The sequence below is a fragment of the Bacillus sp. sid0103 genome (genome assembly GCF_019219025.1).
This window is the reverse complement of sequence record NZ_JAHUWN010000002.1, coordinates 42,169-59,312: the sequence shown is the minus strand read 5'-3', so window position 1 is coordinate 59,312 and position 17,144 is coordinate 42,169. Positions and strand designations below refer to the sequence as shown.

11 protein-coding genes are annotated in these 17,144 nt (G+C 40.5%); 3 read left to right on the top strand and 8 right to left on the bottom strand.

The genetic code is table 11. The features are described 5' to 3' along the window. Window positions 1-146: 146 nt before the first annotated feature. Complete coding sequence (locus KW850_RS02445) at window positions 147-4,373, top strand: MSCRAMM family protein (RefSeq protein ID WP_218345994.1); 4,227 nt, start codon at window positions 147-149, stop codon at window positions 4,371-4,373. Window positions 4,374-4,442: 69 nt separating this feature from the next. Further along, a complete protein-coding gene (locus KW850_RS02440) occupies window positions 4,443-4,844 on the top strand; it encodes a hypothetical protein (RefSeq protein WP_218345993.1) in 402 nt (133 codons plus the stop codon). Window positions 4,845-4,895: 51 nt separating this feature from the next. Here the strand turns inward: KW850_RS02440 and KW850_RS02435 are convergent, their stop codons facing one another. From KW850_RS02435 to KW850_RS02405, 7 genes are all read right to left on the bottom strand, one after another. After that, window positions 4,896-6,227, bottom strand: coding sequence for an O-antigen ligase family protein (locus KW850_RS02435; protein WP_218345992.1), 1,332 nt, complete (start codon window positions 6,225-6,227; stop codon window positions 4,896-4,898). Between the two features lie 25 nt (window positions 6,228-6,252). Further along, on the bottom strand, window positions 6,253-7,722 hold the full coding sequence (locus tag KW850_RS02430) for an oligosaccharide flippase family protein (protein WP_218345991.1): 1,470 nt from the start codon (window positions 7,720-7,722) through the stop codon (window positions 6,253-6,255). 20 nt (window positions 7,723-7,742) lie between these two features. Further along, on the bottom strand, window positions 7,743-8,861 hold the full coding sequence (locus KW850_RS02425) for a glycosyltransferase family 4 protein (protein WP_218345990.1): 1,119 nt from the start codon (window positions 8,859-8,861) through the stop codon (window positions 7,743-7,745). After that, the gene (locus tag KW850_RS02420; protein ID WP_218345989.1) at window positions 8,862-9,992 is read right to left on the bottom strand and encodes a glycosyltransferase family 4 protein; all 1,131 of its coding nucleotides are present in this window, start codon (window positions 9,990-9,992) and stop codon (window positions 8,862-8,864) included. Between the two features lie 4 nt (window positions 9,993-9,996). Beyond that, window positions 9,997-10,626: an exopolysaccharide biosynthesis polyprenyl glycosylphosphotransferase gene (locus KW850_RS02415; protein WP_218345988.1), complete on the bottom strand. Its 630-nt coding sequence runs from the start codon at window positions 10,624-10,626 to the stop codon at window positions 9,997-9,999. A 391-nt stretch (window positions 10,627-11,017) separates the two neighbouring features. Continuing rightward, window positions 11,018-11,740, bottom strand: coding sequence for an SH3 domain-containing protein (locus KW850_RS02410; protein ID WP_218345987.1), 723 nt, complete (start codon window positions 11,738-11,740; stop codon window positions 11,018-11,020). 194 nt (window positions 11,741-11,934) lie between these two features. Beyond that, on the bottom strand, window positions 11,935-13,764 hold the full coding sequence (locus tag KW850_RS02405; RefSeq protein ID WP_218345986.1) for an APC family permease: 1,830 nt from the start codon (window positions 13,762-13,764) through the stop codon (window positions 11,935-11,937). A 400-nt stretch (window positions 13,765-14,164) separates the two neighbouring features. On the opposite strand from KW850_RS02405, the gene KW850_RS02400 reads away from it, so the two are divergent. Next, window positions 14,165-15,001 (top strand): YitT family protein, encoded by an 837-nt coding sequence (locus KW850_RS02400; protein ID WP_218345985.1) that lies wholly within the window; start codon window positions 14,165-14,167, stop codon window positions 14,999-15,001. Between the two features lie 38 nt (window positions 15,002-15,039). Here KW850_RS02400 and KW850_RS02395 read toward each other — a convergent pair whose 3' ends face one another. Then, complete coding sequence (locus KW850_RS02395; RefSeq protein WP_218345984.1) at window positions 15,040-17,082, bottom strand: molybdopterin oxidoreductase family protein; 2,043 nt, start codon at window positions 17,080-17,082, stop codon at window positions 15,040-15,042. Window positions 17,083-17,144: the final 62 nt, after the last annotated feature.

Here is a 17,144-nt window from a genome sequence, read left to right as displayed (position 1 = left end):
TAGGCTCTCGACACCATGGTTTGCTTAATAAAAATTTATGGGTATTATATACTAATACAATAGTATTGGGTTTCGTGTGAATAAATGGGGGAGATGTACCTAATACAGGACAATTTGGAAAAAAGAGAATCTTAGAGTGGGAGGGATTGCTTATTTCGCCTCAAAAATGGAAGATTTGGAGAAAGGTAGTATCTGCATTATTGACCATATTAATGGTTGCGGGTGGACTTATTCAACCCGTGTTTGCAGAAGGGACAAGTAAGGCACCTGCAAAAACTGAAACGAATGTAGCAGCTGCGAAAAGCGGAGAAGGCAGGATTGAAGGAACGCTGTCACAAGCAGGGACCACGCTGCCAAACATTACATTTAGTATTAAGTCTACTGCTAGTAATTTGTGGTATGATGCCAAAACCGATAAAGATGGGAAATATCGATTCGATGTACCGATCGGAGAGTACTTGCTAACAGGCATTTGGCTGCCTGATGAGGGGAAGTGGTATTCTCTTGATAAAAAGATATCCGTACCGGAGGATCATCTAACCTATAATATCGAGCTTCCGGCAAAAGTTGGTGCAAATGTCACGGGAACGCTGACAAAGGACGGACAGCCTCTGCCAAAAGTCACGTTTAGTATACATACGACGGCAAAGCCCGAGCAATGGTATGATACTACGACAAATTCAGATGGTCATTTTGCTTTTACCTTAAGCGATGGTGACTACAAACTAGATGGAGTCTGGGTTGGAGCAGATGAAAAGTGGTATAAGCTTGATAAAACATTCAAAGTAGTGAATGGAAAACTTGATAGTCTAGAAAATTTGAATATTGATTTAAAAACAGTACAGTTGCCTGCACTAAATAAGGTTTCAGGGAAACTGACACAGGCAGGCAAGCCGCTCGCGAATATTCTCTTCAGCCTTCATACAAAAGGTGCAGAATCAGAAGAGTGGTATAGTGCGACATCTGATCAAGATGGTCATTTTGAATTAAAGTTGCCTAAAGGCGAATATGAAATTGAAGGAATATGGGTTCCAGCAGCAGAGAAGTGGCACCAGCTGGATCAAGTGTTCTCTGTAACGGACGCTATGGATCTAGCAATTGATTTGCCTGCTTCGCCAGTACAGACGGAAATCAAAGGGACTGTGACTAAGGGCGGGAATCCACTAGGCAATGTTCCTTTTAGTGTTCATTCGACAGGAGCAGAACCAGTGTGGTATGACACCCAAACCGCTGGTAATGGTACGTTCACATTTAAGGGACTGCCTGATGGAGACTATATGCTAGACGGAATTTGGTCAGCTGCAGATTCTAAATGGTACCTATTACAAGTTAAGTTTACAGTGGTGGATGGAAAACTATCTGGCTCACAATCATTAGCGATTGATATTGCTCAACAAGAAAAAAGTGTCAAAGGTCATGTAGTAAAGGGGAAAGTTCCGGTTCCTAATGTTTGGGTAAGTGCTCATACTACTGGTGCAAATGAAAAATGGTTTGATGTAAAGACAGATGATATGGGGGCTTTAACTTTTACCCTGCCAGACGGTGACTATTTAATCGAAGGGATTTGGATTGGTACTGAGGCGAAATGGTATCCACATCTAGTTGAATTTACTGTCTTTGATGGGGGCTTAAAGGGTTCAGCAGAGCTGCTGATCAACTTAGAGGAAGACCTGGCTGGAAGTATATCGGGAACCGTTTTTGATGGTCAAACCCCAGTTGCAAACGCTGCGCTTTACTTGGAAAACACGGATTCGGGTGCATTTTTCGGAGCGGAAGCAGATACGAATGGACAATTTACCCTTGATTTGAAAGATGGAAACTATACGCTCGTGTCCGTGACAGCTGACGACACCTATTATCTTTATAAAAAATTCACCGTAGAAAAGGGTAAGCTTCTGATTAACAATGTTGAAGCTAAATCATTGGATGTCACCATTCCGCCTGCATCGTTGGTCATGGAAATTCAGGCAAATGGTAAATCCATCACGACAAATGGCGTCTACGTTCTGCATGATGGGCATCATTATGGTTATTGGGGCTATCGAGATGATACAGGAAAAATCACCTATCGCTTAGCGGACGGAACCTATACCGTCCAAGGCTATTATGGTGAAGATGGTTTTTTCCATTACATCAACCAGACAGTCACAGTTGAAAATGGAACAACCAATCCAAGCCCGCTCATCATCAATGTGGAAGCAAAAGAGAATGTTTCCGGTGTTGTTCGTAATGAAGCTGGTGTTGTTCCAAACGCAAATTTCTATATTGTGGCGAAGGACTATAACTGGCAGTACTTGGTTGAAGTTGGGGCAGACGGAATCTATTCTGTGAATGTTCCAGATGGAGAATACGTTATTTCTGATATCAACTCTGGTTCCAATCTGTATGGAATCGTCGATCTTGCCTTTAAGGTCGTTGCTGGTAAGGTCTATGTTAATAATAAAGAAGTGAACCAGTTTGACATTGCCGTCCCGGCGAAAACATTAAATGGAAAACTCCTAAATAATGGGGTGCCGATTGCTGGCGAGTTCTACTTCCAACGTGAAGTCAATGGAACTACCTACGAATATAGTGGATCCACTAATTCACAAGGACTATTTTCACTCCGCGTTCCAGACGGCAACTATACCATTACCACAGCAAATGGAAATGATACCTGGTATGAAGTGAATCGGACGATTGTGGTGGCGAATGGGACGACTAATCCGAATCCATTTGTGATTGATACTGCACAAGGGAATGTGACCGGTTCGGTTAAAGATGCAGCCGGTGCTGCAAGCGATGCTGAATTTTTCATTGAAAAAGTGGGTTCTTCCAGTTATTATTGGGTGATTTCAGATAGTAAAGGGAAATTTTCAACGAACGTCCCAGATGGTGACTACTATATTCACCAAGTTTGGGGAGGAAATCTTCCATCCAATCAATATGCAGATGAATTTTTCTCCGTTGTAAAAGGAAAAGTCATCCGAAGTGGTACACAGGTTGATGAGTTAACGTTGACACTTCCAGGAGAATCGTTAAAAGTGAAAGTGGTGAATCACAGCACACCGCTAGCGGGTGATGTGTTTATAAAACAAAAAGTAAATGGAGTGACCTTCGAATATTCAGCTGTTTTAGATGCAGATGGTGCATTCAGTCTGATGGTTCCAGACGGGACCTATACCCTCACCCGTCTCTTTACGACAAACGATGTGTTCGACATTAATGTGAATGTGGAGGTTAAGAATGGGACGACGGCACCGAGCCCATATGTAATTGATATTAGCAACGAGGCACCGATTTTACAAGGGGTGGTTCAAGACGAGAATGGTGTCATCAGCAATGGGACGATCACGATTGAGCGCTATACTTCATCGGGGAATGCGGGCTGGTATGATACTGAATTCACAAATGGGGAATTTAGTACCGATTTGCCAGACGGCGCATATAAAGTGGTCGAGGTAGAAGAAGATAACGGAATCGTTACCTTGTTAGACAAAGAGTTTTCAATTGAAGCTTCCCGCTTGCTGGTGGGTGGAGAACCTGCTGCCAAATTAACGATTTCTCTTCCAGCGATTACGTTAAATGGGACCTTGTGGGATGGCGATAAGCAAGTTCAATCGGCCGAACTTTTTGTCATCAAAAATAATGACGATGGTTCTATTTATGCTTACACAAATGAACAGGGCGTTTTCCAAGCGCGCTTGCCGGATGGTTCCTACACGGTAGAAGAAGCATTCCTGGTCGATAATGAACGGATTGTGTTAAATCAATCCTTCGATATTATGGGCGGTAAATTGTCCATTAACGGTGTGGAAACAAGCAGCTTAGAACTACATTTGCCTAGTGTCAATGTAGCGGGCACACTATCAGACGGTCAAAATGATTTGGCAGACCATAATCTAACCGTGTTTGATGCAGACGGGAACTACTTTAGTACGGTTACGACAAGTAACGGCAGTTTCCAATTCCGTTTGCCAGATGGGGAGTACCTGGTCCATGAAGCTAAATATTTTAGTGAGACGAACGACTATGTCAATTATCCATTGCAGGTGGCCTTTACAATTGTAGACGGAAAACTGCAAATTAAGGGTGCACCGGCCAACAAGTTACCGATTACGCTGCCGCCGGTTACACTGAAGGCAAAAATTGTTGATGGCACTGCTCCAGTTGCCCATGCGAACTTGCGGTTCATCCGGGAGTTGAACGGACAGTTTACCTATTTTTACGCGATGACAGATGAGAATGGTCTCTTCTCCTACCGCTTGCCAGATGGTACCTATACGCTTGAAAATATTATGTTCTCAAATGGCGATTCCATGAATGTAAATGAAGTGATTAACGTAGAAAACGGCACAACCAGCCCAGCACCATTGATTATTGAAATTCATTAGTGGTTAGCAGGGTTGAAAAAAACAAGAAAAGGAACGATTCCTTTTCTTGTTTATAAGGAGGATTTTTGGTTGAAAGCATATCGAAAAATAATCTATGCCCTATTCCTATCAATCGTTCTAGCAGGATTAAGCGGCTGTAATGGAAAAGAAAAGGCCGCCAGCAAAGATGAGAAAAAGTCGGCGCAAACTACTGCGGCAAAAGAGGCAGACAAAAAGGTGGTCACGGCGTCTAGTGCGGCAGTTGCGGATAAAAAGGCTCCCACCGATACGAAACAGCTTGAAAAGGATGTTCAACAGTTTGTCCTCAAAAATACCAAAGTAGTCAAAATTTTTAACATCAGCCACCGAGTTAACGAAAAACATCCGAACTTAGGAATGTTCTTTGTGGTACGGGGGATGGATGACAGGGGGCAGAAAACAGAGATTTGGATTAAAGATATGAAAATCTTTGATATGGTGAATTCAAAATAGTAATTTTAAGATGCAAAATAAAAAGGAGAAAAGTGACAGGTAAAACCTTTATTATCTGTCACTTTTCTCCTTTTTCTGTTTTTTGACTACTTGGTTTAAAAGTATGGTACATAATCCTAGGTAGAACCAGAGGTATCTCCAATGGAGTGTGTCTAAAAAGAAACTGTTGATAATCATGCCGATAAATACTGATAGGAATAAATAAACTGGTATATTCCATACTTCTTTTTTTCGATAATAAACGAGCAAAATTAAAATATATAATAAGACTGCTATAAAGGCTAACAGCGCTATCCAGCCATTTTCAGCAATAATACGAACAAATAAATTATGAGTAGCATAGCCAAAAATATATTCAAATTGTCCTGGTCCAATACCAAATAAGTGTGTAGACCCAACAAGTATCCCTTGACGCTGATAATAAAACCGGTCAATATCGTAAGTTTGTAATAAATCTGCAGAACCTGAAAATCTAATAGACAAGTAGGTCATGATAGAATCACCTGAAACCATTATCAAAATTATAGCTAAGAGTAACATCGGTAACAATAGCATTACAGTTTGCACATACTTTTTCTTATAAAATACAGAGTAAAAGAAGTAAATTAGTAGCACAATAGTTAAATTCAGAAGAGCGGCCCTCGACATAGATGCCAGTAATGTCAGGATAACCGTCCCTGCTAAGAAACAGAATGTAAAAAACTTGAATGAAAAATAATGATAAGAAAAGGCCTTCTCGATAAGAATGACTATTGCCAAAATTAGAAATGGCGAAAAATCATTCGGGTCAATAAAAAACCCTTGAGCACGAACTCCTTGGAACCAAGTTCCAATATCACCTATTAAGCCTGACTTCTGGAAAATCACAGCAAATGTAGAAATAAGGACTGTGGTTACGTACCCCCATATTATTGAACTAAATTCCTTTTTCGTTTGAATCGTGAGGGCAAGAAAATAAAAGATAATAACCATAAATAGGGTATGAATAAAGTAACTGAAACCTAACTGGATTTCATTACTATTTAGTAGCGAAAGCAAGGAAACGACAATAAAGAGAAGTAAAGCATAATTTATCAATATTAATTCCTTTATCACTTTAAGCTTCTGTTTCTTCAAGATAAAAAAAATTAATGCAACAATAACAAAAAGGAGATCAAAAAGTTTTAAGGATGTATTCATGAACCCAAAACTACAAAAGAGTATAAATAGGGACGTTGCATAAAGGTGTACAAAACTATAATAGATTGTTGCAGGGAGAAGGATAAGTCCTACAAGTATTAAAGTTACTTGAATATTTAGAGGGTTCATGAAAATGAAGAAAAGAAAGCCAATGAAAGAGCCTAACAAAGTTGTAAGTAATAAATACATGTTCCTTTTGCTCATTTTTTCACCCTCCTCTATTCATGTTTTATGAAATAATTAGCTTTAAAGTATTTTTCCAGAAGAATAACACCAACCCAAAATAAATAAGGAAATAAGGTAAACCGGTAACCAGACAGATGAGCGGTGATACTCCTATTAGGAGCCTTATTTTAATTATTAAAAAGGGGATTGCAAGTATAATAGCTACTATAAAGACCGTTAGTAATTTATTCCAAGGTATTTTCCATTTGATAAATCGTAAGGAAAAAAAATAGAGTAATCCACTATAAATGATAAATCCGATTGAAGTAGATATAGCTGCCCCAACAAAGCCCCATTTCGGAATAAGAAAAAGATTAAGTGAAAAATTTGTTATTGCAGCCATGACAACAAAATAAAACAATTCTTTCGTTTTTTTAGAAATCTGATAGGTAAGCTGTCCGTATAGTCCAATATTCCAAGAGAAAAAGCCAAAGATTAGAATCGGGATAATAATTGCTCCTTTTGAAAACTGAATCCCAAGTAAGAGTTCACTCACTTCATTGCAGAAAATTGAAAAGTATACACCAAAAGGTATGGATATAATGATGAATAGGTGTGTAAAACCAGAAATTCTCCGTTCTATATGTTCCTTATTACTAATCTCTTGAATTTCATTCATAATAATTGGTTGAATGGCAAAGAACATAGGGTTACAAATTAATGCAATAGCTTGAACGGCTATTGTAAAATTTGCGGAGTAAATTCCTACTTCATAAGCTGTTCGATAGTATTCAAGCATATAACGGTCTGTAAGGTTCATGATTGTCGTTCCTATATACCAGCCGATTAATGGGAATCCATACTTCAAGAATTTAATTGCAAACTCCATGAATGAATGCCTAGAATTTTTAAATGGATTAAACATTTTTGTTGTTTCTACGTAACTGAGCATCGGTAACGTTATCAAGAACTGAGCAAAAAAGGCTCCCCAAATAAAGGATATGGGTTTAAACGAGATCTCACGTACAAGGACCAAAATAAAAACTAACTTTAAAAGAGAGTGGAACACATTCAAATTACGCAAAGGCTTTGCACGTAAATCTGCTTGATAAACCCCACCTAAAACCATATAGTAGATAGAACTTATGATTAAGAGAACAGATGGCCAAAAATAATTTTGATAGGCCTTTAAAAATGAAGGGATGAAAATAAAAAGAATACTTACCACCAGTAGAAAACCTAATGAGATATAGAGCAGGAGGTGGTTAATGTTCCGATTAAATTCGGGAATTGTGCTATTTTTACTATATTCTGGACGGAAACGTTGAACTGATAATAAAATCCACTGCCCCAGTAAGGATGAAAGGATAATGGAAGTGTTTACGACAATTGTATAGGCCCCGTAATCTTTCGGTGAAAAAAAACGAGTAAAAACCATCAGTAAGACAATATTTATGAGTGCAGGTGCTAGAAAAATAGGAATGTAAATAATGGTATCTCTGCTAATCCGGCTTTTATTAAATATTGAAGGCATACAATTTCTTCCCCTTAATTCTAGCTCTTATAAATCTTAATTGTTCGCAAACACATATGTTCTACTGTTAACGTGCCCGCCAGATTTAAAAGGTAATTTCCTAGTTCTTCTCGTCGACAATAGCTTGATAGAATGGAAACAAGCTGACGATACATTGCTTCATCATCATTAATTCGAACAATAATGTCCTTATTATCCTGAGGGTCCAAGATTTCTTTCACACCGCCCACATCCGTACTGATCACAGGAAGTCCGCGCCCACAGGCTTCCAGTAACACGTAAGGAAGGCCTTCTTTATGAGAGGTAATCACCATTGCATGCATCTTGTCCATCCAGTCATACACATCGTTCTGCATCCCTTTAAGATGGATCAAGGACTGGAGGCTTCGATTCTTGATTTCTGCTTGAATGTGTTCAAATAATGGACCATCGCCAAGCAGCCAGAACTCAACTTGATCATGGTTTGCTTCTTTAAAGAGACTAGCGACACGCATGAGCATATCTATATTCTTTTCCGACGAAAAACGCCCGACAAACCCGATAATTTGTTTCTTACTTTTATCAAGCCGTTTCTGTTTTTTCTCCCACTCAACTCCTGAAAGTATGATGCTCGCCGGGATGCCATTATGGATCACCGTCATTTTTCTCTCAGTGATCCCGTGTGCTTTTCCTTGCTGAAAATCAAAGTGAGAAACGGTGATGATATCCGTGGAAACGAGACTGAATGCTTTCTCCAGGAATAGGTAAAAGGCCTTTTTTTTCGCTGACAGGGTGGGATCCGTGAACACGAAGCCATGGGCCGTATAAATGTTTTTGTTAACCCGATTCAAAAAGCCTGCCAGTCTGGCAATAATTCCAGCTTTGGAGCTGTGCGAATGAACAATATCATAGTTTCCCTTTTTGATAAAAAGAAAGGTCTTCCATAATGCTCGTAAATCCTTGGCAACTTTAATGGTACGTGGGATCGGGATGATCGTTGTTTTGATGTTTCGCTTAGTTAACTCTTGGTTAAGAGGGCCATCTTCACCCAAAACGACATGGACATCATGTCCTTGCCCGGAAAACCACTCAGAGAGATATAATAAGTGGTTTTGTGCTCCGCCGATATCTGCGCCTGTAATTACATAGAGGATTTTCATTTATGAAACGGTGCGAATCACACCTGCAACTCCTTTTATAAATGAGGTTTTCGTAAAATGGGCCTCATATCTTTTTCGGGCCTGCTGACCGAGACGTTCTTTTAGGAATGGCTGGTCATACAAAACTTTTAGTTTCGCTGCCAGCTCCTGGGCACTCCCTTTGGGGATGACAAACCCCGTTTTTCCGTCATCAATTAACTCGGGGATCCCGCCTACGTTGGTTGCAATCGTTGGCAATCCTAACGCCATGGCCTCAATAATAGACAGCGGCATGCCTTCCGTGTCTGAAGGGAGAATCAGGACATCGGAAGTGCCTAAAAGTTCCCAAGGATTTTCCATCCAGCCTAAGAAAGAGACGGTCTCTGCAATCTGGTGGTGATGGACTAACTCTTGCAAACTATGTATATAGTCATTTGGCAGCCAGGGAGGTTTTTCCCCAATAATATTTAAATGAATGTTCAGTCCTTGTTTCATAAGTGCTGCACACGCGGAAATGGCCAAGTCTTGTCTTTTTCCTTCTATTAAAGTACCAACCATGCTGATCGTAAAAACAGGATTCGATTTTTTGCTGGTCAAAGCGGTTAGTTCGACCCCATTATGGACTGTAATAAACTTTGATTTCTGTTTCGGGTAAAGGGCCCTGTATGTATTTAAAAAGGCGTGTGAGACGACAATGATTTTATCGGCTGCAGCTATCCCCACTTTTCCAAGCAGATTGTTTAACTGTTCTTCTCCGTGGATATGCCAGATTACTTTGCGGCCAAGTAATTTGGCCACCCAGCCAATGATTAATTGGGAGCGAAATTGACTCGTATACACTATGTCAATCCGCTTTCGGATGATATAGGAAATGACGTTAAAGAGGTGGGGCAGCATATTGAGTAATTGACAAAACAGAAAGAAAATCCCAGGTTTCACTTGTCCTTTTCGAACCTGATTCACGGTCTGATTAACGGGAATCATGGTAACCTCTTTACCTGTGGCAGTAATTCGCTTGTTCATCGGTCCTTCTGTTGAAGTCACAAAGAAGGTTTCCAGCCCTTCGTTTTCTAGGGAAATAAGCAGGTCGAGTTCGCATTTTTGCGCTCCTCCCCATTCGGGACGACTTTCATAGAAAAGTATCCGTTTCACTTGATTATCGCCATCCTTTTGCAAGCAGAATAACGGGAATGGACTTGATGACAATCTTCAAATCCAGCCATAGCGAAAAATGAACAATATAATATAAATCTAGTGCTAATTTCTCTTTCGGATGAAGATCATATCCCCCGTTGATTTGCGCCCAACCGGTTATCCCTGGCTTCACTTGAAGGCGGTTACGAAATTCAGGAAGGTCTTTTTCAAAATCTTGAATAAAGACTAAGCGTTCGGGACGGGGACCAATCAACGACATTTCCCCTCGTAAAATATTTAAAAATTGTGGGATTTCATCAATCCGGTATTTCCGTAAGTAATGGCCAACAGCAGTGATGCGTGCATCGTTATCATCTGCCCATTGCGGTCCATCCTTTTCGGCATCTTCTCTCATCGTCCTAAATTTTAAAATGAAAAAAGGTTTTCCATCTAAGCCAATTCGTTCCTGTTTGTAAAAAATAGAACCCGGAGAATCAAGCTTAATTAGGATCGCAGCTATCAACATTAAGGGGGAAAGAATCATGATGGCACAAAGGCTAAAGACCGTATCGATCCCTTGTTTTGCATAAAAATAAAGTGATTTATTTTTAGCCTGTAATAGAATCAAATGTTTTTCATTGAAAATTTTCATTCATTCACCCCTTATTATCGATAGATTTCATTACTGTTGCGATTCATGTACTAGTAAATTGTTTAAGTAATCTATCAATATGTGAATTTTAAGCTATTTTTTTGTCAAAATTCGCAATAAACTATTAAGTATATTATTCCAAATTATATTACAAAAGGACTATGTAATCTATAATATATTAAGAAATAGGAGAAATGTAAAAACTTTACAATTACAAGGATGAACAAGGAACGAAACGGGGTGTCCATGAGCAAATGATTGTCCTAGTCATGGAATGATTAACATTATCAGCAAACCATTCTAAGAACGCTTTACAGTTCATATAAAAAAACAAGGTACCTCTCTCATCGTGGAGGGTTACCTTGTTTTGGTGTGGGTGATGCCAATTCACTTACTTTTTCTTCAAACTGATTAACTCCGTAACGGTTTTTCCATTACGAACCGTTTTAACTTTGCCGATATGTTTGGCGTAATAGGTGATAATCCCGGAATCCTCTTTTACCTCGATACAGTTTTTAAACGTACCTGCTTTTGTTTTCACGGTTTTTGTCAGGGAAGTAATTCGTGCTTGCCCTTCGCCTTCATAGCCTATATCCCATTTTTGGCCCACTTTTGCAGGATATTTGATGTCGATATAGTATTCGGAGTCAATATATCCGGTATAGAGTCCTTTACTGTTTTCACCGACAATGAATTTTTGTGTTTCAGTTGGGGTGGAGTAGTGCCAAATGTCCCACGAATCGTATTTTTTGCCAGTCGGTATTAACTGGAACGTTCCGTCCGTTCCTTTATATGTATAGATCTTAGTTTTGTCGAGTAGATAGCTGGCCTTTTTTGAAATAAACTTCAAATACTTTGTGGAAACATACGCCTTTTTGGATTGGTATTTAATTTGCGACCAGCCTGATTTTGTTTTCAAATAGACTGTCACTTTGGTGCCTTTTTTGAGGACGCCTTTTTTCATGGAATGTGTCGTCGGCTTTTCACGGACATTTAGTGCTTTCGTATTTACGGTTGCAGAAGATGTTGATGCAGCGAAGGACGTCGTTTGAAAAGGCATGAGGATACTTACGACCAGTGCAAGGGCGATTAGGACTTTCAATAATATTTTCAAAATAATCCCTCCATTTCTACTTTAATTGTAGGGAAGGTGATTCTATTAATAAATGAATATAAAGACAAAAATCTAGACAATATCCGTGCTTGTTCATGTTCGGAATTTGTAGAAGTTTAGGGGGAATGGCAAATTGTGCAGAATCATGTTTAAAGTGGAATAATAAAAGAAGCCCGCAGGCTTCTTATGATACATTATTCTTTTAAGCGATAAGGGACTGTTGAGACAATGACATTCTTTTGATAAAGGAGATATAATCTCAACATGATACTTGATTGATTGTGTAAAAAATCATGCCATCTGCTTTTCGTGATAAATTGCGGAATTAATACGGTCATGGCTCGGTTATGATCCTCAATTTTATCATCCGCCAAATCAATAAATCGAGAAATGGGATTGATTAAACTTCGATAAGGAGTAAATAAAGTAACAAGACGAACATCTGGTTTCCATTCTCTCCACTTCTCCTCCATTTGTTTCTCGCTCTCTCGGTCAAAAGCAACATAAACTGCAATGATCGTGTCACCAATGACTTGAGCATAATTCAGTGATTGTTCCACCACTTTCGTAATACCTCCAATAGGAACTATCACGACATTTCCATCGAATTTGATATCTTCATATCCAGGACTTAATTTTAGCTCATTTGCAACGACATTATAATGACGTTTAATGCGGTGAAACAAGAAGACAATGATAGGCAGGAAAATCAAAACGGACCACACTTGCGAAAACTTCGTAGTGAAGAAAATAATTAATACGGTTAAGGTAATAAGAGCACCCACTAAATTTATAATTAACTTAGGGAGCCATCCCTGAGGTTTCTCCCGTATCCATTTCACGATCATACCAGATTGTGAAAGAGTGAAGGGAATAAATACTCCAACAGCATAGAGCGGTATCAGTTGTTCGGTTTCTCCGCCAAAAGCGATGATTAGTAACATGGATGCAAGGCTAAGAATGAGAATTCCATTTGAATAACCCAGTCGATCTCCACGAATTAAGAACATCCTAGGTACATATTTGTCAGTAGCTAAGTTTACAGCGAGTAAAGGGAAAGCGGTAAAACCAGTATTGGCTGCTAGTACTAAAATAAGAGCAGTAGTCCCTTGAATAAAATAGTAGAAAAAGTTTTTTCCAAATACCTCAGTGGCAATTTGTGAAACTACGGTTTCTTCTGCTTTAGGAGCGATTCCATACCAATATGCCAATAACGTGACACCTGAGAACAATATCGCCAGGATGAATCCCATCAGGGCTAAAGTTTTCGCAGCATTTTTCGCACCGGGTTCTTTAAAGTGAGGGATTGCATTCGAGATTGCTTCCACACCTGTGAGGGCCGAACAACCAGATGAAAAGGCCCTTAACAATAAAAATAAAGAAATGCCTCCAGGGATCACAGTTCCTATAGGGGTATGTAAATCAGCTGGAGCTTGCCCGCTTACCATATGCCATAATCCAACCCCGATCAGAATGACCAGAGCCAGTACAAATAAATACACGGGATACGCCAGTACCGAGGCCGATTCCGTTACACCTCTCAAATTTAAAATAGTTATTAAAACCACTAAAATACAAGCAATCAGGACTTTATATGGATGTAATTGCGGAAATGCAGAAGTAATCGCATCGGTTCCAGCTGATATACTCACGGCAACTGTTAAAATATAGTCCACTAGCAGAGATCCTCCGGCGATTAATCCTGGATTTTCCCCTAGATTGCTTCTTGAAACGATATAGGCACCGCCTCCATGAGGATAGGCATAGATAATTTGACGATATGAAAGAATTAAAGCAATCAGCAATATTAAAACACCGACTGCAATCGGAATGGAGTACCAAAATGCTACTGCACCAACCGTAGCCAATACGAGTAAAATTTGTTCTGTCCCGTACGCAACTGAAGAAAGGGCATCTGAAGATAAAATGGCTAGAGCCTTCAATATACCTAGTTTTTGTTCTCCTAGCTCTGTTGATTTGAGTGGTCTGCCAATTAGTGTCCTTTTTAGATTTGAATAACGCATTTTGTTCCCCCTTTATCATCGATTTTCTATTGGTTTAAGAACTCGGTTTTGATTTATATTACCCTCTATAGTCTGGCCAACACATAATTCATCACATAAAAATAAAATTTTCCAATGAAAATCGTTCAACTATAGTGTTTAATCTATTAGGACTATTTATGCCCATTTGGTATTAAGATTTTTAGCGGCTGGTTTTTTGAACAGTTTGATGGTTATCATTTTGTAGGGTAAGATCAGGGTAGAAAAAATAGTTTGCTTCGGTAAGGGGTTCTTTTAATGGAAGGGAAACGTACCGAACGGGAAGATCAATATGCTAGGGTTTCGAACGTTCAATTACTAAATGAACGCCTTCAATTAACTTTAGTTTTCTGAGTGAATGAAGGGTTTTAAAGGATGGGTTATGATGAAGAGGACGTTAAAGGATGTATTCTATATTTTACTAGGGGCGCTCATTTTTGCATTAGGGGTCAATTATTTTACAATCCCCAATCATTTATCAGAGGGCGGCATTTTGGGGATAACGATTATTGCACACTATTTGTTTGATTGGTCGCCGGGTGTCGTCAATTTTGTACTGAATGTGGTGCTGCTGGCTGTTGGCTATAAATTTTTTGAAAAAAGAACATTTGTTTATACGCTGCTCTCGATTGCAGCCTGTTCGTTGTTTTTGTATGTAACAGAGGATTTCGGACATCAGGTAACCGCGGATACATTTTTGGCATCCATTTTTGCGGGCTTACTGGTCGGAGCTGGGTTGGGATTGATTTTCCGGACGGGGGGAACCTCAGGCGGTTCAACCATTCTAGCCAGATTAGCCAACCAATTGTTAGGCTGGAGCATAGGCAAGGGCATGTTGATTATTGATATTATCGTCGTGGTAGGTTCGATTTTTATCATTGGCTTAGAAAAAGCGATGTATACGCTGCTGATTGTGTTTATCGGGGCGAAGGCGATCGATTTCATTGTCGAGGGATTAGATGAGAAGGTTGCCGTGCTGATTATTTCGAATTTCCCTGAACAGGTATTGGCTAATATCACTAACCGGATGTCACGCGGATTAACGGTCCTTGACGGCCGCGGCGGCTATACCGGCCAGAACAGAGAAGTTCTTTACATCGTCATCAATAAGCAGGAAAGCGTCCAGCTGAAAAGCATTATTAAAGAAACGGATGAACACGCATACGTCACCGTCCACAACGTCCATGAGATGATTGGGCATGGCTATAAGGCTAGTTAAACTGGTGCCTGGCACCCATAATGGTGTCAGGCACTTTTCTATATTTTCGATACGCTTACCCGTCCTGAGAAGAAGGTGGCACCGCCTCCCATATCGGCGATGCGGTCAGGGGTGAGGGCGTTAACTAACTGTTTTGAGTCAGCTGAATCGGCCCAAAGCCCTTGGGTGACCACTACGCCTGGCAGGACACTGTCTCCGACTGCCGCCTTTAGCACGCATTCGCCGCGGTCATTCCAGACTCGAACAAAATTCCCGTCTTTAATCCCCGCTTTCAACGCATCCTGATGATTCATAAACACTTTTGGCTCTTTCTCCAACGTGATGTGCTTGTGGTTGTTGGAAAAAGTAGAGTTTAAGAAATTATGGTTTGGAGCTGGAACAAATTGATAAAGATGGTCCCCATCATTTTTTAAAGGTACATAGGTTGGCAATGGGGGATACCCATCTGCTTTCATCTTCTGGGAAAATAATTCAATTTTTCCGCTTGCGGTTGGCAAGGTGCCAGGGAATATGGGTGTTACCTTGGCCTTCAAAAATGGCTGCTCTACTAAAGATTCATAATGAATCCCTTCCAAATAGGGATTGCTTGGGTGATCCAAAGCTTGTGCAATCATATCTGCTTCAGTCTCCTGGAAAAGTGCTTCAGTATAGCCCATCTCCTTCGCGAGCAATCGGAACACTTCAACATTAGATTTGGACTCAGAAAACGGCTCGATGATCGGCTGCTGCAGCTGAATATAATGATGCCAGTAAGAAGTGTAGATGTCTGTATTTTCGAAGGAGGATGTCGCTGGTAAAACGATATCCGCGTATTTGGCTGTTTCGGTTAAAAAGAGATCATGAACGACGGTAAACAAGTCTTCCCGTTCAAATCCTTTTCTAACTTTATTAGCCTCAGGCGCAACCACGGCAGGATTGGCTCCATACACAAAAAGTGATTTTACTGGCGGGTCGAGTGAGAGTAATGTGTCGCCGAGTAAGTTCATGTTTATCACGCGAGTCTGTTTGTTTTGCAATAGTTCCGGTCGCTGCAAGTGAGCTGTATTTGGAGCAAGATAGGCCGAATTTCCTTTGATGGCGCCGCCGCCTTTGACAAGCCATTGACCGGTGAGTGCAGGCAGACAGGCGACTGTCCGCACGAACATCCCGCCATTGTCATGGTGCTGTGGTCCATTACCGATCCGAATAAATGATGGTGATGTTTCGCCGTACATCCGGGCCAGTTTGTAGATATCATCTACTGGGACACCTGTGATCGCCGAGACTGTGCTTGGGTCATACTGGATGACATGCTCACGCAGTTCCTCGTATCCGATCGTATACTCTTGTAAAAAGTTTTGGTTGACCAGGTTTTCGGCAAATAGGATGTGCATAATCCCCAGTGCGAGGGCACTGTCGGTGCCGGGCAAAATTGGAATAAACCAATCTGCTAATCTACCGGTTTGATTTTTGTGGACATCGATGACAATGATTTTCGCGCCGTTTTGTTTGCGGGCTTTTTGGGCAAGAGCGATCTGATGCATGTTGGTGCTCGCCGCATTAATTCCCCAAAAAATAAATAGCTTGGAATGAATCGTATCCTCAGGGTCGATGCCGATGCTACCACCCATTGTATATTTATAGCCTACAGAACCAGCTGCAGAACAGATTGTTTGATCTAAGCGGGAGGCACCAAGACGATGGAAAAAGCGGCGATCCATGCCCTCAGCATTAAGCCTGCCCATGTTCCCGTAAAAGCTGTATGGAAGGATGCTTTCCGGCCCGTCTGATTCGATCAGCTCTCTCCAGCGGGTAGTAATGGTCTGAATCGCATCTTCCCAGCTGATTTGTTCAAATTTGCCCGCGCCTTTGGGTCCCATACGTTTCAGCGGATATTTCAAGCGGTTTTCGTCATAGATCCGATCCGTCATATTCCGGACCTTATTGCAAATATGTCCTTTCGTAACTGGATGCTCCGGGTCGCCTTCCACTTTGATAATCTTCCCATTCTCCTTATGTAGCAGTAATCCGCACTGATCTGGACAATCAAGCGGACAAACCGCACGAAAAACCCCATCCCGTTCCTCTATAAAAGAAGCCATAGACTAGCCAATCTCCTCTCAAGTTTGGTTTATTGTTTGGTATTTTTGGTGTTATTTTTAGT